This window comes from Curtobacterium sp. MCJR17_020, from assembly GCF_003234365.2.
Classification (GTDB): domain Bacteria; phylum Actinomycetota; class Actinomycetes; order Actinomycetales; family Microbacteriaceae; genus Curtobacterium.
Genome location: NZ_CP126260.1, coordinates 1,297,772 through 1,315,553 on the forward strand (window position 1 = coordinate 1,297,772; position 17,782 = coordinate 1,315,553).

At 70.3% G+C, this 17,782-nt stretch carries 17 protein-coding genes; 15 read left to right on the plus strand and 2 right to left on the minus strand.

Annotated features, from left to right (window positions below; translation table 11 throughout):
* Positions 1 to 12 precede the first annotated feature (12 nt).
* The 14 genes from DEJ14_RS06185 (at position 13) to dapF (ending at position 14,682) form a co-directional block, all read left to right on the plus strand.
* Complete coding sequence (locus DEJ14_RS06185) at positions 13 to 843, plus strand: thymidylate synthase (RefSeq protein ID WP_111084589.1); 831 nt, start codon at positions 13 to 15, stop codon at positions 841 to 843.
* Positions 843 to 1,334 (plus strand): dihydrofolate reductase, encoded by a 492-nt coding sequence (locus DEJ14_RS06190; protein ID WP_111084590.1) that lies wholly within the window; start codon positions 843 to 845, stop codon positions 1,332 to 1,334. Before DEJ14_RS06185 ends, DEJ14_RS06190 begins: the two co-directional genes overlap by 1 nt.
* A gap of 131 nt (positions 1,335 to 1,465) precedes the next feature.
* On the plus strand, positions 1,466 to 2,443 hold the full coding sequence (gene dapA, locus DEJ14_RS06195) for a 4-hydroxy-tetrahydrodipicolinate synthase (RefSeq protein WP_111084638.1): 978 nt from the start codon (positions 1,466 to 1,468) through the stop codon (positions 2,441 to 2,443).
* A 49-nt stretch (positions 2,444 to 2,492) separates the two neighbouring features.
* Positions 2,493 to 4,169, plus strand: coding sequence for a ribonuclease J (locus DEJ14_RS06200; protein ID WP_111084591.1), 1,677 nt, complete (start codon positions 2,493 to 2,495; stop codon positions 4,167 to 4,169).
* A 119-nt stretch (positions 4,170 to 4,288) separates the two neighbouring features.
* Positions 4,289 to 7,198, plus strand: a complete 2,910-nt coding sequence (locus tag DEJ14_RS06205; RefSeq protein ID WP_111084592.1) for a DNA translocase FtsK — start codon at positions 4,289 to 4,291, stop codon at positions 7,196 to 7,198.
* A 5-nt stretch (positions 7,199 to 7,203) separates the two neighbouring features.
* A complete protein-coding gene (gene pgsA / locus DEJ14_RS06210) occupies positions 7,204 to 7,848 on the plus strand; it encodes a CDP-diacylglycerol--glycerol-3-phosphate 3-phosphatidyltransferase (RefSeq protein ID WP_181437447.1) in 645 nt (214 codons plus the stop codon).
* Positions 7,845 to 8,390, plus strand: coding sequence for a CinA family protein (locus tag DEJ14_RS06215; RefSeq protein WP_258373206.1), 546 nt, complete (start codon positions 7,845 to 7,847; stop codon positions 8,388 to 8,390). Before pgsA ends, DEJ14_RS06215 begins: the two co-directional genes overlap by 4 nt.
* Positions 8,391 to 8,544: 154 nt before the next feature.
* The gene (locus tag DEJ14_RS06220; protein ID WP_027464765.1) at positions 8,545 to 8,853 is read left to right on the plus strand and encodes a helix-turn-helix domain-containing protein; all 309 of its coding nucleotides are present in this window, start codon (positions 8,545 to 8,547) and stop codon (positions 8,851 to 8,853) included.
* 77 nt (positions 8,854 to 8,930) lie between these two features.
* Positions 8,931 to 9,155 (plus strand): DUF3046 domain-containing protein, encoded by a 225-nt coding sequence (locus DEJ14_RS06225; protein ID WP_111084594.1) that lies wholly within the window; start codon positions 8,931 to 8,933, stop codon positions 9,153 to 9,155.
* 282 nt (positions 9,156 to 9,437) lie between these two features.
* Entirely contained in the window at positions 9,438 to 10,499 is a 1,062-nt protein-coding gene (gene recA, locus DEJ14_RS06230; RefSeq protein ID WP_111084595.1) for a recombinase RecA, read from the plus strand.
* Positions 10,496 to 11,362, plus strand: coding sequence for a regulatory protein RecX (locus tag DEJ14_RS06235; RefSeq protein WP_111084596.1), 867 nt, complete (start codon positions 10,496 to 10,498; stop codon positions 11,360 to 11,362). The genes recA and DEJ14_RS06235 overlap by 4 nt, the downstream gene beginning before the upstream one ends.
* Positions 11,363 to 11,388: 26 nt before the next feature.
* A complete protein-coding gene (gene miaB / locus DEJ14_RS06240) occupies positions 11,389 to 12,882 on the plus strand; it encodes a tRNA (N6-isopentenyl adenosine(37)-C2)-methylthiotransferase MiaB (RefSeq protein WP_111084597.1) in 1,494 nt (497 codons plus the stop codon).
* Positions 12,869 to 13,795, plus strand: coding sequence for a tRNA (adenosine(37)-N6)-dimethylallyltransferase MiaA (gene miaA / locus DEJ14_RS06245; protein WP_111084598.1), 927 nt, complete (start codon positions 12,869 to 12,871; stop codon positions 13,793 to 13,795). The genes miaB and miaA overlap by 14 nt, the downstream gene beginning before the upstream one ends.
* On the plus strand, positions 13,792 to 14,682 hold the full coding sequence (gene dapF / locus DEJ14_RS06250) for a diaminopimelate epimerase (RefSeq protein ID WP_111084599.1): 891 nt from the start codon (positions 13,792 to 13,794) through the stop codon (positions 14,680 to 14,682). The genes miaA and dapF overlap by 4 nt, the downstream gene beginning before the upstream one ends.
* Before the next feature lie 72 nt (positions 14,683 to 14,754).
* On the opposite strand, the gene DEJ14_RS06255 is transcribed toward dapF, so the two are convergent.
* Complete coding sequence (locus DEJ14_RS06255; RefSeq protein ID WP_111084600.1) at positions 14,755 to 15,366, minus strand: class I SAM-dependent methyltransferase; 612 nt, start codon at positions 15,364 to 15,366, stop codon at positions 14,755 to 14,757.
* A gap of 61 nt (positions 15,367 to 15,427) precedes the next feature.
* Here DEJ14_RS06255 and hflX point away from each other — a divergent pair, with 61 nt between their 5' ends.
* A complete protein-coding gene (hflX, locus tag DEJ14_RS06260) occupies positions 15,428 to 16,966 on the plus strand; it encodes a GTPase HflX (RefSeq protein ID WP_111084601.1) in 1,539 nt (512 codons plus the stop codon).
* Positions 16,967 to 17,068: 102 nt separating this feature from the next.
* On the opposite strand, the gene lexA is transcribed toward hflX, so the two are convergent.
* Positions 17,069 to 17,713: a transcriptional repressor LexA gene (lexA, locus tag DEJ14_RS06265; protein WP_111084602.1), complete on the minus strand. Its 645-nt coding sequence runs from the start codon at positions 17,711 to 17,713 to the stop codon at positions 17,069 to 17,071.
* Positions 17,714 to 17,782: the final 69 nt, after the last annotated feature.

Consider the following 17,782-nt stretch of genomic DNA (forward strand, 5'->3'; position numbering starts at 1 on the left):
AGGCTTCTGTGTGTGAGCGACAGCGAGACCGTGCAGCCCGACCCCACCGTGCCGACCCCGTACGAGGACCTGCTCCGCCGGGTCCTGACCGAGGGCACGCCGAAGGGTGACCGCACCGGCACCGGGACCCGCAGCCTGTTCGGCGCGCAGCTCCGCTACGACCTGTCGAAGGGCTTCCCGCTCGTTTCCACGAAGCGCGTGCACTTCAAGTCGATCGCGTACGAGCTGCTCTGGTTCCTGCGCGGCGACGGCAACGCCACCTGGCTGCAGGAGCACGGTGTCCGGATCTGGAACGAGTGGGCGGACGAGGACGGCGACCTCGGCCCCGTCTACGGCGTGCAGTGGCGCTCGTGGCCGACCCCGTCCGGCGAGCACGTCGACCAGATCGCCCAGGTCATCGACCAGATCCGCACGAACCCGGACAGCCGCCGGCTCATCGTCTCGGCGTGGAACGTCGCCGACATCCCGGACATGGCGCTCGCACCGTGCCACGCGTTCTTCCAGTTCTACGTCAACGACGGCAAGCTCTCGTGCCAGCTCTACCAGCGGAGCGCCGACATGTTCCTCGGCGTCCCGTTCAACATCGCGTCCTACGCCCTGCTGACCCACATGATCGCCGCGCAGACCGGGCTCGAGGTCGGCGACTTCGTCTGGACCGGCGGCGACTGCCACGTCTACGACAACCACGTCGAGCAGGTCGAGGAGCAGCTGTCCCGCACGGCGTACGCCCTGCCGACGCTCGAGCTCGCGCCGCGCGACTCGATCGACGACTACGAGTACGAGGACTTCACCGTCGTCGGCTACCACCACCACCCGGCGATCAAGGCCGCGGTCGCCGTCTGATGATCGGCATGGTCTGGGCCCGGTCGACCGACGGGGTCATCGGGGCCGACGGCGGCATGCCCTGGCACGTGCCCGAGGACCTCGCGCACTTCAAGCAGGTCACCGGCGACGCGACGGTGCTCATGGGCCGTCGCACCTGGGAGTCCCTGCCGGAGCGCTTCCGCCCGTTGCCCGGTCGGCGCAACGTGGTGCTCACCCGCGACGCGTCCTGGACCGCCGACGGCGCCGAGGTCGAGCACGACCTCGCGACCGCGCTCGAGGGTGCCGACGGCCCCGTCTGGGTCATCGGCGGCGGCCAGGTCTACGCCGCGGCGCTGGACCGTGCCGAGCGCGTGTCCGAGACCGTGATCGACGTCGACGTGCCCGGCGACACCGTCGCACCGACGCTCGGCGAACCGGCTGGCTGGACGCTCACCGACGAGGGCCCCTGGCAGGTGTCGCGCACGGGGACCCGCTACCGCTTCCTCGAGTGGCAGCGCCGCAGCGCGTGAGTCCGGAACCTGGTTCCCACCGGGCGTGAGCGGCGGGACGGACGTGATCCGGGCCTCCCGTCCGCGCCGCAGGCAGGCGACCGTCCACCCGGACGGCGGCCATCGCGCCCATCCCCGGTACGCTGGTGCCCGTGTCCCCGCGTGAGAATCCCTTCGGTCAGGTCCTCGTCGCCCTCGTGACCCCGTTCACGGCCGACGGCGAGGTCGACTGGCCCGGCGTCGAGCAGCACATCGACGACTGCATCACCGCCGGCGCCGACGGCATCGTCGTCACCGGAACGACCGGCGAGACCAGCACCCTGACCGACCCCGAGAAGCTCCGTCTGGTCGAGGTCGGCAAGTCCGTCGCCGCGGGCCGCGCGAAGATCATCACGGGGGGCGGGTCGAACGAGACCGCGCACGCGATCCACCTGTACAAGCAGAGCGAGAAGGCCGGCGCGGACGGCGTGATGATCGTCACGCCGTACTACAACAAGCCGACCCAGTCGGGTGTGCTCACCCACTTCCGGATGATCGCCGACGCCACCGACCTGCCGGTGATCCTGTACGACATCCCGGGGCGCACCGGCATCCCGATCACGTACGAGACGATCGTGCGGGCGTCGCACCACCCGAACATCCTCGCCGTGAAGGACGCCAAGGGCGACTTCGCCGAGGTGTCCCGCGTGCTCAACAACACCGACCTCATGTACTTCTCCGGCGACGACACCAACGTGCTCCCGCACCTGTCGATCGGCGCGACGGGTCTGATCGGCGTCACCGCGAACATCACGAGCACGCCGTACCGCACCATCATCGACGCCGTGAACCGCGGCGACCTGGCGACCGCCACCGCCGAGCACAAGCGCGTCGAGCCGCTCGTCCGCGCCGTGATGACCCACGTGCCCGGCACGGTCGCGGCGAAGTACATCCTGCACGGGCTCGGCCGCATCGGCAGCCCGCGCGTCCGTCTGCCGCTCGTCGGCCCCGAGGACTCCGAGGCGTACGCCATCGAGACCTCGCTCGAAGCCGTGCGCGACGTGCCCGGCGCCGACTTCTCGAACTTCCGCCCCGACCGCAACGCTGCGGCCGGCGGCGCACTGCCAAAGGTGCCAGGCACCACCCGCTAGCGAACACCGCGGCGCGCTCCTCGCGCGTCGCCTGAATCCGTAGGACCGAATGCCCACACAAGTCTCCACACCGCAGCCGCTCGAACCCGGCACCCTCCGCGTCATCCCCATCGGGGGACTCGGCGAGATCGGTCGCAACATGACCGTCTACGAGTACGAGGGCAAGCTGCTCATCGTCGACGCCGGCGTGCTCTTCCCCGAGGAGCACCAGCCCGGGGTCGACCTGATCCTGCCGGACTTCGCGCCGATCCGTGACCGTCTCGACGACGTCCTCGGTGTCGTGCTCACGCACGGCCACGAGGACCACATCGGTGCCGTCCCGTACCTGCTGAAGCTCCGCGACGACATCCCGCTGATCGGCTCCACGCTGACCCTGGCGCTCGTCGAGGCGAAGCTCAAGGAACACCGGATCAAGCCCTACACGCTCGTCGTGGCCGAGGACCAGACCGAGCAGCTCGGCCCGTTCCACCTCGAGTTCGTGGCCGTGAACCACTCCATCCCGGACGCCCTCGCCGTGTCGATCACGACCCCCGCCGGTCGTGTCCTGCACACGGGTGACTTCAAGATGGACCAGCTCCCGCTGGACGACCGCATCACCGACCTCCGTGCGTTCGCGCGTCTGGGGGAGCAGGGCGTCGACCTGTTCCTGCCGGACTCCACGAACGCCGACGTGCCGGGCTTCACCGCTCCCGAGCGCGACATCGGCCCGGTGCTCGAGAACATCATCACGCGCGCCCGCAAGAAGGTCGTCGTGGCGAGCTTCTCGTCGCACGTGCACCGCGTGCAGCAGGTCCTCGACGCCGCCGCGGCCGCGAACCGCAAGGTCGCGTTCATGGGGCGCTCGATGATCCGCAACATGACCATCGCCGCCGACCTCGGGTACCTGCGGGTGCCGGAGAACGTGCTCATCGACACGAAGAAGGCGAAGAACGTCCCCGACGACCAGATCGTCTACATGTCGACGGGGTCGCAGGGCGAGCCGATGGCCGTGCTCGCGCGGATGGCGAACCTCGAGCACCAGATCGAGATCGGCGAGGGCGACACCGTCATCCTCGCCTCGTCGCTGATCCCGGGCAACGAGAACGCCGTGTACCGCGTCATCGACGGGCTGACGAAGCTCGGCGCGAAGGTCGTGCACAAGGGCAACGCGAAGGTGCACGTCTCCGGACACGCCTCGGCTGGCGAACTGCTCTACTGCTACAACATCCTGCGCCCGCGCAACGTCCTGCCCGTGCACGGCGAACACCGTCACCTCTACGCGAACGCCGACCTGGCGATCCAGACGGGTGTGCCGCCGCGCAACGTGATCCTCGGGCAGGACGGCATCGTCGTCGACCTGAAGGACGGCGTCGCGACGGTCGCCGGGCAGCTCGACATCGGCTACGTGTACGTCGACGGATCGACCGTGGGCGAGATCACCGACGCCGACCTCAAGGACCGCCGCGTGCTGTCCGAAGAGGGCTTCATCTCGGTCTTCGCCGCGGTGGACTTCACCACCGGCCAGTGCGTCATCGGCCCGGAGATCCAGTCGCGCGGCTTCGCCGAGGACGACTCGGTGTTCGACGACGTCCGTCCGCAGATCGCCAAGGCGATCGCCGAGGCGGCCGCCAACGGCACGCGCGACTCGCACGCGTTCGCGCAGGTCGTCCGCCGCACGGTCGGCCGCTGGGTCAACACCAAGCACCGCCGTCGTCCGATGATCGTCCCGGTGGTCATCGAGGCGTAGCGCGTCCGTCGCGTCAGTCGCGTTCATCGCGGTCGACCGGGAGGCCCGTCCAGCGTCCGTCACGGATGCTGCGGCGGGCCTCCCTTGGTTTGTCCTGGGAGGGGATTAGGGTTCTGCCCATGGCCGGAGGCACCAAGTCGACCACGCGCTCGCGCGCGTCCACGTCGTCCCGTGGGAACGGGACGCGCGGTTCGTCGCGCACCCAGGCCACGACGAAGAAGCTGCCGCAGGCGGCACCGACCCCGGTGTTCCGCGAGCAGAACCCGCTCGTGACGTTCTGGCTCGCGATGGCGCACGGCGTCGGCGCGATGTTCCGACTGCTCGGCAAGGAGTCCCTCGAGAAGGACCAGCGGCGTGACGGGTTCCCGTTCCTGCTGTTCGTGCTGGCCATCGCCGGTGCGGTCGTCGAGTGGCTCAACCCGACGAACGGCGTGTCGGTCGCACTCGACGCGTACACGTTCGGCGGGCTGTTCGGCCGGCTGGCGTTCGCCCTGCCGGTGATCATGATCGTCTTCGCCGGATGGCTGTTCCGGCACCCGGCCTCGGTGCACGACAACACCCGGATCGGCATCGGCCTCGGGATCCTGCTCGTCGCGATCGCTTCGCTCTGCCACGTCTTCGGCGGGCAGCCGAGCGCAGCGGACGGCATGCCCGCCCTGGCTGCGGCCGGCGGTGTGCTCGGCTGGGTCGTGATCGGCTGGCTCGTCACGATCGCGACCGCGTGGGTCGCGGTCCCGGTGGCGATCGTGCTGCTCGTGCTCTCCCTCTTCATCATCACCAAGACGCCGCCGAACAAGGTCGGCCGTCGGCTGCACGAGCTGTACGCGTACCTGTTCGGCGCCCCTGCCCCGGCCGCCGAACCCGAGGTCGAAGCGGCAGCAGCTGCGCCCGCCACCCGCACCAAGACGGCCAAGCGCGGCAAGAAGGGCGACACCGACTTCCAGCTGTTCGACGACCTCGGCTTCGGCGAGGAGCAGGCCGCCGCCGACGGTGACACCGGGGGCGACAACGTGCCGTGGTGGCGGCGGAACAAGTCCGGGCGCGAAGAGGACCCGGCGTACGACAGCCCCGTCCTGCCCCCGGCCACCGGTGTCGCACCGACGGCGCCGCCCGCCGCGGCGGCTGCACCCGCTGCCCCGGTGGGCAACCCCAACGCGGGCGCTGCTGCCGGTCTCGTGGACCTGACACCGGCCGAACCCGCCTCGGTCAACCTCAACGACTCCGTCGAACAGGACCTGCAGGTCGCCGAGCAGGCCCTGCGGGACTTCGGCACCGACGTCCCCGCGCGTCCGGAGCCGACCGCGGCGATCCGCCCCGCGGTGCCCGACGTGGTCGCGGCCCCCCTCGTCGAGGACCCCGTCGTCGACGAGCCCGAGGAACTCTCCGCGGCGGCGACCGACGACGACCCGTCGAAGCCGTACCGCCTGCCGGCCGCCACCACCCTGAGCTCCGGCACCCCCTCGGTCGCCCGCAGCCAGGCGAACGACGACATCGTCGCCGCCATCACCGGTGTGCTGACGGAGTTCAAGGTCGACGCGAAGGTCACCGGGTTCTCCCGCGGCCCGACGGTCACCCGCTACGAGATCGAGCTCGGCCCGGGCGTCAAGGTCGAGCGCGTCACGGCACTGTCGAAGAACCTGTCCTACGCGGTGGCGTCCAACGAGGTCCGGATCCTCTCGCCGATCCCAGGCAAGAGCGCCATCGGCGTCGAGATCCCGAACTCCGACCGAGAGATCGTGTCCCTCGGCGACGTGCTGCGGTCGAACGCGGCGCGGAAGTCGAAGCACCCGATGACGATCGGCGTCGGCAAGGACGTCGAGGGCGGCTTCGTCGTCGCGAACCTGGCGAAGATGCCGCACCTGCTCGTCGCCGGTTCGACCGGTTCCGGCAAGTCGGTCTTCATCAACTCGATGATCACGTCGCTGCTCATGCGGGCGAAGCCGTCCGAGGTCCGCATGGTCCTGGTCGACCCGAAGCGCGTCGAGCTCTCGATCTACGCGGGTGTCCCGCACCTCATCACGCCCATCATCACGAACCCGAAGAAGGCGGCCGAAGCGCTGCAGTGGGTCGTGAAGGAGATGGACATGCGGTACGACGACCTGGCGTCGTTCGGGTTCCGCCACGTCGACGACTTCAACAAGGCGATCGAGAACAACGAGATCGTCCTGCCCGCGGGCAGCGAGCGGAAGCTCAAGCCGTACCCGTACCTGCTCGTCGTCGTCGACGAGCTCGCGGACCTCATGCTCGTCGCCCCGCGCGACGTCGAGGAGTCCATCGTCCGCATCACCCAGCTCGCCCGTGCTGCCGGCATCCACCTGGTGCTCGCGACGCAGCGCCCGTCGGTGGACGTCATCACCGGCCTGATCAAGGCGAACGTGCCGTCCCGCATCGCCTTCGCGGTGACGAGCGTCACGGACTCCCGTGTCATCCTCGACCAGCCCGGCGCGGACAAGCTCATCGGCCAGGGCGACGCGCTCTTCCTGCCGATGGGGTCGTCGAAGTCCCTGCGCGTGCAGGGAGCGTGGGTGCAGGAGGGCGAGGTCGCCGAGGTCGTCCAGCACGTCACCCGCCAGGCCCAGCCCGAGTACCGCCAGGACGTCCAGGCCGTGGTCGAGCGCAAGGAGATCGACGCCGACATCGGCGACGACCTCGAACTGCTGCTCGCGGCGGTCGAACAGGTCGTCTCGACGCAGTTCGGCTCGACCTCGATGCTGCAGCGCAAGCTCCGGGTCGGCTTCGCCAAGGCCGGTCGCCTGATGGACCTGATGGAGTCCCGCGACATCGTCGGGCCGTCCGAGGGCTCGAAGGCCCGCGACGTGCTCGTCACCACCGACCAGCTGCCCGCGGTGCTCGCGAAGCTCCGCGGCGAGGAGCCGCCGGCTGCTCCGGCGCCCGTGGTCCCCGTGCCCGGCCCGAGTGACGACGGCGACCGCTACGGCGCCAACCCCGTGGGCGACATGACCCGCGGGTACGATGAAGTGCACGACGAGCCCGATGAGGACGCGTGGGGACTGACGGGCAGGGAGTGAAGGCGATGACCGCCTCGGACGGCACGGACACGACACACGGCGCGAAGTTCCCCTGGCGCGGGCGACTGCTCCGCAAGGGTCCCGGCCCCGCATCGACGGCGAACGTCGCGAACATCATCACCGTGGTGCGCATCCTCATGGCGCCGCTGTTCTTCGTGCTGCTCCTCGCCGACGCCGGCGACGACGGCCCGCTGCGCATCTGGGCGGCGATCGTCTTCGTCGTCGCGATCGTGACCGACAGCGCCGACGGCATCATCGCCCGGCGGCAGAACCTGGTCACCGACTTCGGCAAGCTCGTCGACCCGATCGCCGACAAGGTCCTGATCGGCGGCGCGCTCGTCGCCCTGTCGATCCTGCATGAACTGCCCTGGTACGTGACGGTGCTCATCATGGTGCGCGAGATCGGCATCACGGTGTTCCGCTTCGCGGTGCTGTCGGACCGGGTGATCCCGGCCAGTCGCGGTGGCAAGATCAAGACCGTGCTGCAGGCCGTCGCCCTGACGTCGGCTCTGTTCCCGTGGTGGGAGCTCGTCGGTGACTGGGCGCACTGGGTGAACGTGGTGCTGATGAGCGCCGCCTTCCTGGCGACCGTGCTCAGCGGCATCGACTACCTGTACCAGGCGTGGAAGCACAACCGGACCACCGCGTGACGCAGGTCGACGACGCGACCGGCGCCGTGCCTCCCGGCCCTGCCGACACGGTCGACGCGATCGCGCAGGACCTGGTCGCCGACCTGACGCGTCGCGGTGCGACCGTCGCCGTGGCGGAGTCGCTCACCGGCGGGTTGGTGGTGTCGACGCTCGTCGGTGTTCCGGGGGCGAGCGCCGTGGTGCGCGGGGGAGTCGTGGCCTACGCGACGCCCGTCAAGCACACCGTGCTCGGGGTGTCGTCGGCGTTGCTGGCGGCCAACGGGGCCGTCGATCCCGAGGTCGCGCGGCAGATGGCGGCCGGTGTCCGGATCGCGCTGTCCGTCGACGGTGAGCCGGCGACGTGGGGGATCAGCACGACCGGGGTCGCCGGGCCGGACCCGCAGGACGGCAAGCCGGTCGGCACCGTCTACGTCGGCATCGCGTCAGCGGACGGCGCCACTGCCTGGGAACTCCACCTCGACGGGGACCGCGGTGCAATCCGCATGGCGTCCGTCTCCGAACTCCTGACACGGATGTCGTCCGTGGTCCGGGGCCGGGAATAGGTCCCGTTTCCACTGGGTTACATCTCACGCAATCTCCAGCAGGACGGCAGCCAGCCTGGTTAGCATGCTTCAACCGGCAACGCTAAAGTTGCTGAACCCGAACTCGATCCTCCGGATCGGGCGGGCGCGGAGACGACAGAGAGGAGGAGTTCTCATGGTTCTCGTTCGTCAGGAAATCGGCGATGTGCTTCGGGACTTCCGCTTGCAGAAGGGCCGGACCCTCCGTCAGGTCGCGTCCAAGGCCAGTGTGGCTCTCGGGTACCTCAGTGAGGTCGAGCGTGGTCAGAAAGAGGCCAGCTCGGAGATCCTCGCGTCCGTCGCGGACGCGCTGGACACCCCCATCTCCACGATCATGCGCGAGGTGGGCGACCGCCTCGCGATCGTCGAGGGACTCACTCCCGTCCCCGACACGCTCCCGGACGACCTCGTCGCCGAGTTCGACAACGACCTCGCGGTGCGCTGAGCGCCTCGCACTGAACGCCCCCGCCGGAACCTCCCGGCGGGGGCGTTCTGCGTTCGGGGACGCTTTAGGCTTGTCGGATGCGGGTGAGTGAATTCTGGCGTGCCGTCGACCAGGTGTTCGGCGAGGCCTACGGGTCCGTGGTCAGCCGTGACGTCGTGCTCGAGGACCTCGGAGGCCGCTCTGCCGTGGACGCCCTCGCCGCCGGCATCGACGCCCGCCGGGTGTGGGATGCCCTCTGCGACTCGCAGGACGTCCCGCTCGACCGGCGGCACGGCAAGGGGCTGGCCGAGCCGCAGAACTGAGGCGGCAGCCCTCAGTCGCGCTGCCTCGACCACCCGAAACTGTGTTCGGCGTGTTGCTCGAACGGGTGTTCGATCGGTGGTACGTTCCTCCACAGCGGCATCGCCCAGGTGTTCCATCCACAGATCGCGTGATCGTCGGCAGAGATGTCGGTGGCCAGCCATAGGTTGATGGACATCGGGAACAGCCCGAAGCCTTGTCGCAGAACCATCGGCCTTGCACCACCGGCCGGCGTGGACGCGACAGCCTACAGGCGGCCGAACACGAGCACGAAGGAGCACTCCATGCCATCACCGGCAGACCGCGAAAAGGCCCTCGAGACCGCACTCGCACAGATCGACAGGCAGTTCGGCAAGGGTGCGATCATGCGCCTCGGTTCGGACGAACGCGCACCCGTCAACGTCATCCAGACCGGGTCGGTGGCGCTCGACGTCGCGCTCGGCATCGGCGGACTGCCCCGCGGCCGCATCGTCGAGATCTACGGCCCGGAGTCCTCGGGTAAGACGACCCTCACCATCCACGCCATCGCCAACGCCCAGCGCGCCGGTGGCATCGCGGCCTTCATCGACGCCGAGCACGCGCTCGACCCGGAGTACGCCAAGAAGCTCGGTGTCGACATCGACGCCCTGCTCGTGTCGCAGCCGGACACCGCCGAGCAGGCGCTCGAGATCGCGGACATGCTCGTCCGCTCCGGCTCGATCGACCTCATCGTGATCGACTCGGTCGCAGCACTGGTGCCGCGCGCCGAGATCGAGGGCGAGATGGGTGACTCCCACGTCGGTCTGCAGGCCCGCCTCATGTCCCAGGCGCTGCGCAAGCTCGCCGGTGGGCTGAACCAGACGCAGACCACGATGATCTTCATCAACCAGCTGCGCGAGAAGATCGGTGTGTTCTTCGGCTCCCCGGAGACCACCTCGGGCGGTAAGGCGCTGAAGTTCTACGCGTCCGTCCGCCTCGACATCCGTCGCATCGAGACGCTCAAGAGCGGCACCGACGCGGTGGGCAACCGCACGCGTGTCAAGGTCGTCAAGAACAAGATGGCGCCGCCCTTCAAGCAGGCCGAGTTCGACATCCTGTACGGCGTCGGCATCTCGCGCGAAGGCTCGCTGCTCGACTTCGGTGTCGACCACGGCATCGTCAAGAAGTCGGGTGCCTGGTACACCTACGACGGCGACCAGCTCGGGCAGGGCAAGGAGAACTCGCGTTCCTTCCTGATCCAGAACCCCGACACCGCGGCTGAGATCGAGGGCAAGATCCTCGCCAAGCTCGGCGTCGGTGGTGCCAAGGCGGAAGAGGCCCCGGTCGAGTCGATCGCGCCGAAGCTCGCGGAGCGCAAGGGCGCGTGAGCACCGACCACGACGACGACGGCCTCGCACCGGTCACCGACCTGTTCGGTGCGAGGTCCCGTCGTCGGGCCCCGGCAGCTGCGGAGCCCACCCCCGAGCCCGAGCAGACGGTGCCCAGCGTTCCGGAGCCCGTGCTCGAGGACGATGCGGACACGCCCGTCCCGCTGCCCATCCGCGGGCCACGCGCACAGGCCGACTGGGTCTCGCCGGTCATCGGCGACGGTTCCGGTCGGAGCATGCGGGCCGAGCAGGACGGCTACGACGACGACGGGGCAGACGCCACGACGGCGTCGGTCTTCTCGATCGCCGGTGGCGAAGAACTCGACCCTGCGGACGCTCCGCGCCCCCTGGACGAGCAGCGCGCCGACGCCGAGCGGCTCAGCATGCGGGCGCTCGGACGAAAGGGCGTGAGCGAGTCCGAGATGCGGACACTGCTCACCCAGCAGGACCTCGACCCCGACGTGGTCGAGCACGAGATCGAACGCCTGACCCGCGTCGGGCTGCTCGACGACGTCGCCCTCGCCACCGACCTGGTGGACCGCCTGCACGCCCGCAAGGGTCTGGGGCGGCAGGGCGTGGTCACCGAGCTGCGTCGTCGTGGCATCGACCAGATCGCGATCGACACCGCGCTCGATGAGGCCGCCGACGACGAGGACGACGAGTTCATCCGCGCCCAGGAGCTCGCCGACAAGCGTGCGCCGCAGATGCGTGGCCTCGACCGTGCGACCGCCGAGCGTCGGTTGTCGGGGTTCCTGATGCGCAAGGGCTACGGCTCGGGCGTGGTGCGGATCGCCGTCCAGCGGGCCCTCGACGGCGGCGGTCGCCGGCCTCCGACGGGCCGCGGGACCGTGCGCTTCGAGTAGTCGCCCCGACCTACACTGGGACGACCATGGCCACCGTCGCAGCGCGCCAGCGCACCTACGAAGTCCGCACCTACGGGTGCCAGATGAACGTGCACGACTCCGAGCGGCTGAGCGGGTCGCTGCAGGCGGCGGGCTACACGGCGGCGGACGGCGAGCAGGCCGACGTCGTCGTGATCAACACCTGCGCGGTGCGCGAGAACGCCGACAACCGGCTGTACGGCAACCTCGGGCAGCTCGCGGGCATCAAGCGCGACCACCCCGGCATGCAGATCGCCGTCGGTGGGTGCCTGGCGCAGAAGGACAAGAACGTCATCCTCGAGAAGGCGCCGTGGGTGGACGTGGTCTTCGGCACGCACAACATGGGGTCGTTGCCGACGCTGCTCGAACGTGCGCGGCACAACGACGAGGCGCAGATCGAGATCCTCGAAGCGCTCGACGTGTTCCCGTCGACACTGCCGACCAAGCGCGACTCGACCCACAGTGGGTGGGTGTCGATCTCGGTCGGGTGCAACAACACGTGCACGTTCTGCATCGTCCCGTCGCTCCGTGGCAAGGAGAAGGACCGCCGACCGGGTGACGTGCTCGCCGAGATCCAGGCGCTCGTCGACGACGGCGCGATCGAGGTCACGCTGCTCGGGCAGAACGTGAACTCGTACGGGGTCGAGTTCGGCGACCGGCAGGCGTTCGGCAAGTTGCTGCGCGCGGCCGGCACCATCGACGGCCTCGAGCGCATCCGCTTCACGAGCCCGCACCCGGCGGCCTTCACCGACGACGTCATCGACGCCATGGCCGAGACCCCGAACGTCATGCCGCAGCTGCACATGCCGTTGCAGTCCGGGTCCGACCGGGTCCTCAAGGCCATGCGCCGGAGCTACCGGAGCGAGCGGTTCCTCGGCATCCTCGACCGGGTGCGCGCCGGGATCCCGAACGCGGCGATCTCGACCGACATCATCGTCGGTTTCCCCGGCGAGACGGAAGAGGACTTCGCGGACACCCTCCGCGTCGTCGAGCAGGCACGGTTCGCCAGCGCCTTCACGTTCCAGTACTCGATCCGCCCCGGCACCCCGGCGGCGACGATGGACGACCAGCTGCCGAAGCACGTCGTGCAGGAGCGGTACGAGCGGCTCGTCGCGCTGCAGGAACGCATCACCGCTGAAGAGAACGCCGCGCAGGTCGGCCGGAGCGTCGAGGTCCTGGTCGCGACGGGCGAGGGACGGAAGGACGACGCGACCCGCCGGTTGTCCGGACGCGCGGAAGACTCGCGGCTCGTGCACTTCGCCGTGCCGGAGGGCTCCGCGGTCCCGCGACCCGGCGACGTCGTGACGGTCGAGATCACCCGAGCGGCCCCGCACTTCCTGATCGCCGACGACGATGCTCCGCTGCGCATCCGACGCACCCGAGCGGGCGACGCCTGGGACCGCGCCGAGGCCGAGAGCTGCGGCGTGCCGACCGCGGCGGCGCCCGGCGACGGTCCGCGCCCGGTGTCGCTCGGGCTGCCGACGCTCCGTGTCGGCCGCTGACCTGATCGCCGTCGTCGGTGCGACGGGGACGGGCAAGTCCGACCTCGGGATCGCGATCGCCGAACGCCTCCGCGCCGCCGGCCGGAACGCCGAGATCGTCAACGCCGACGCCATGCAGCTGTACCGCGGCATGGACATCGGCACCGCGAAGCTGTCGTTCGACGAACGGCACGGCATCCCGCACCACCAACTCGACGTGCTCGACGTCACCGACGAGGCCAGCGTCGCCGCGTACCAGGTGGCCGCCCGAGCCGACGTGGACCGGATCCAGGCGGACGGCGGCGTCGCCGTGCTCGTCGGCGGCAGTGGGCTCTACGTGTCCTCCGTCCTGTTCGACCTGGCGTTCCCCGGCACCGACCCGGAACTCCGCGCGCAGCTCGAGCGCGAGCACGACGAGCTCGGTCCGGGCACCCTGCTCGAGCGGCTCCGCGGCATGGACCCGGCGGCCGCAGCGACGATCGATGCACGCAACCCACGGCGGTTGATCCGAGCACTCGAGATCGCGAGCCGATCCGAGGTCGTGACCCCGAGCCTCCCGTCCGCGCCCCGCGCCTGGCGACCGTCCCGGATCCTGCACCTGCGGCGTGACCGCGAGCAGCTCGTCGCGGCGCTGCACGCGCGTGCGGCGGGCATGTTCGCCGCCGGGCTCGTCGACGAGGTCGCAGCGCTGCGCGAGCAGGGCATCGAAGACGGGAAGACCGCGCGGGCCGCGATCGGGTACTCGCAGGCGCTCGACGTGCTGCGGGGGACCTCGACGATCGAGGCCGCGGTCGAGGCGACCGGCATCGCGACGCGCAAGTACGCCCGACGGCAGGTGTCGTGGTTCCGGCGCTACGCCGACGCCGAGACCCTCGACGTCACCGGAGCCGACCGCGGGGACCTGGCGGAACTGGCCCGTAGGATCGTCCCGTGACCGAGCTGCACTTCACCAAGGGCCAGGGGACCGGCAACGACTTCGTCCTGTTCGCCGACCCCGACGCCACCGTCGACCTGACCCCCGAGCGGATCCGCGCGATCGCGGACCGACGCTTCGGCGTGGGCGGCGACGGCGTGATCCGTGCGGTGCGGTCCGAAGCGATCCCCGAAGGACGCGCGCTGGTGGCCGTCGAACCCGCGGCGACGTGGTTCATGGACTACCACAACGCCGACGGCACCGTCGCCGAGATGTGCGGCAACGGGATCCGGGTGTTCGCGCGGTACCTGACCGAGTCCGGCCTGGTCGAGCTCGCACCCGGTGAGACCCTGACCGTCGGCAGCCGCAAGGGCCTGGTCGACATCCAGCGGACCACCAACGGCTTCGCTGCCGACCTCGGCCGGTGGGGGCTGGGCATCGAGGACGGCGGCTCCGACGACGTCATGGTGCGCGCCAAGAACCTCGACGGCGCCCGGCCAGGCATCGGCATCGACGTCGGCAACCCCCACGTGGTCGTCGCCGTCGCGACCGAGGACGAACTCGCCGACCTCGACCTGACCTTCCTGCCCGTGCTCGACCCGGCGCCCGAGCACGGCGCCAACGTCGAGTTCGTGCTGCCCGGCGACCCCCTGATCAACGACGGCGTCGGCGAGATCACGATGCGGGTGCACGAGCGGGGCAGCGGCGAGACGCTGTCGTGCGGCACCGGCGCGGTGGCTGCTGCCCTGGCGACGCGGTACTGGGTCGGCTCCGGTGCGCCGGACACCTGGCGCGTGCGGGTTCCGGGCGGCGTCGTGACGGTGCGGATGTTCGCGGCGGAGGACGGCGAGCACGTGTCGCTGTCCGGGCCGGCCGAGCTGGTGTTCTCCGGGGACCTGACGGTCTGACGCAGGGAGGCGCGCGTGGAAGCGGCCCGGGCGCGCGGCCCGGGCGCCCGGCGCGGCGCGCGCCCGGGCAGCCTACGCCGTGCGGTGCACGCGGATGACGCGGAACCCCTTGTCGGTGGACGCCCGCGCGACGTGGAACCCGGCCCCGAGCGCACCGACGAGCCACTTCTGCAACGAGTCGCCCCCGAGGTCCTTCGACACGACGAGCCAGGCGTCGCCGTCGACCTCGAGCCGGGGCAGCCACGTCAGCAGGATCTCGTGCAGTTCGTCCTTGCCGACGCGGATCGGCGGGTTCGACCAGATCGTCCGGAAGCGCAGGTCGTCCGGGACGTCGTCGGGCAGGGCGATCGTGACGTTCGACGCACCGGCGGCCTCGGCATTGGCCCGCGCCAGGCCGAGCACCCGTTCGTTGACGTCGACGCCCCACACCGACGCGTCGGGGGAGTGCAGCGCCATCGTGATCGCGATCGGGCCCCAGCCGCAGCCGATGTCGAGCAGCGCGCCGTCGTGCGCGGGCGGCGGGACGGAACCGAGCAGCACGCGGGTGCCGCGGTCGAGGCCGTCCGGGCTGAAGACCCCTGCTGCCGTGGTCAGCGTGAGCGACCGGCCGTCGAGGGTGACGTCGATCTGGCGTTCGCGGGTGTCCGATGACGGGTTCGCGGAGAAGTAGTGGTCGTTCGCCATGGATGAACCGTAGCGGGAACCCGGTGTGTCCGAGGCCCGCCGGAGGTACCCTGTGGACAGGATGACGGATACCCATCAGCAGAACGACCAGACCAACGACGACAGCGCAGACGGTGTCGTCGAACGGGTGTTGCGCAACGCCGACCGCCGCGCAGCATCGTCCATCTTCGCCCCCGCCCAGGCGATCCAGACCCGCTCGGTCGACGAGCACGGTTGGGACGGCGACGGCGACCAGTACGACCGTGAGGACCGGGCGGCCCTGCGCCGCGTCGCCGGCCTCTCCACCGAGCTCGAGGACGTCACCGAGGTCGAGTACCGCCAGCTGCGGCTCGAGCAGGTCGTCCTGATCGGCGTGTACCCGCACGGTGACGCGCAGGACGCCGAGAACTCCCTGCGGGAGTTGTCCGCCCTGGCCGAGACGGCCGGCGCGGTGGTCCTCGACGGGCTCCTCCAGCGTCGACCGAACCCCGACCCGGCGACCTACCTCGGCAAGGGCAAGGCGGAAGAGCTCGCGATGGTCGTCAAGGCCACCGGCGCCGACACGGTGATCGCGGACACCGAGCTCGCCCCGTCGCAGCGCCGTGCGCTCGAGGACGTGGTGAAGGTCAAGGTCATCGACCGCACGGCTGTGATCCTCGACATCTTCAGCCAGCACGCGAAGACCCGAGAGGGCAAGGCCCAGGTCGAGCTCGCGCAGCTCCAGTACCTGCTGCCCCGACTGCGCGGCTGGGGTGACTCGATGTCCCGGCAGGCCGGTGGTCAGGTCTCCGGCGGTGCGGGCATGGGTTCGCGTGGTCCCGGTGAGACGAAGATCGAGCTCGATCGACGTCGCATCCACACCCGCATGTCGAAGCTCCGCCGCCAGATCGCCGGGTTCCGTCCCGCGCGCGAGGCGAAGCGTGCCGACCGCCACCGCAACGAGGTGCCGAGCGTCGCCATCGCCGGCTACACGAACGCCGGCAAGTCCTCGCTCCTGAACCGTCTGACGAGCGCCGGCGTGCTGGTGCAGAACCAGTTGTTCGCGACGCTGGACGCCACGGTCCGCCGGACCGAGAGCACCAAGGGCCGCGAGTTCACGTTCGTGGACACGGTCGGCTTCGTCCGGAACCTGCCGCACCAGCTGGTCGAGGCCTTCCGCTCCACCCTCGAGGAGGTCGGCGAGGCCGACGTCATCGTGCACGTGGTCGACGGCTCGCACCCCGACCCCGGGGCGCAGCTCGCGACCGTGCGCGAGGTCATCGGCGACGTCGGCGCGCACGACATCCCCGAGATCGTCGTGTTCAACAAGGCCGACCTGATCGACGACGCACAGCGCCTGGTCCTGATCGGGCTCGCGTCGGACGCCGTCTTCGTGTCGGCCCGCACGGGCGAGGGCATCCCGGAGCTCCTCCGCACCATCGAGGAGCGCCTGCCGGAGCCCGACGTCGAGCTCACGGTGGTCGTGCCCTACGACCGCGGTGACCTCGTCTCCACGCTGCACGACGCCGGCGCGGTCGACTCGGTCGACTACGTCGAGGACGGCACGCGCCTGCGCGTGCGCGTCTTCCAGCGCCAGGTCGCGGAGCTCGATCCGTACGTGGTCGCCCCCGTCACGTCCTGACGGTCGGCACCGACTGACGGCCGGGAGGCCCGCCCCGCGTCCGTCGCGCGGGTGTCGCTCCGGCCGCGGTTCCGTTCAACGCGGGTCAGTGGCCGTCGTGCTTCAGAGCGAGCGGAGGACCGCGACGACCTTGCCGAGCACCGACGCCGCGTCGCCGAGGATCGGCTCGAACGCGGTGTTGCGGGGGAGCAGCCACGTGTGACCGTCGCGCTGACGGAAGACCTTGACGGTGGCCTCTTCATCGAGCATGGCGGCGACGATGTCACCGTTCTCGGCGGTCTGCTGCGAGCGGACGACCACCCAGTCGCCGTCGCAGATCGCGGCGTCGATCATCGACTCGCCGACGACCTTGAGCATGAAGAGGTCGCCGGTACCGACGAGCTGCCGGGGCAGGGGGACGATCTCGTCGACGTGCTGCTCCGCCGTGATCGGGACACCGGCGGCGATCCGGCCGACCAGGGGCACGAGCGTGGTGGCGTCGACGTCGGGCCCGGTGACGTCCGGCGTGGGCTCGTCGACCAGGACCTCGAGTGCACGGGGACGGTTCGGGTCGCGGCGGATCCAGCCGCCGAGCTCGAGCTGGCCGAGCTGGTGGGAGACGCTCGACAGCGAGGAGAGCCCGGCTGCGTCGCCGATCTCGCGCATGCTCGGCGGGTAGCCCCGTGAGGCGATGGACGCGCGGATGGCGTCGAGGATCGTCTGCTGCTTCGCGGTCAGCGGCTTCTGGCCCCGCAGTTCGTCCACCACGTCGTCTCGCTTTCGTCGATGCTGAGCGGCCGTGGCGGGAATGTCGGTGGTCCCCGTTTGACTTGTCCC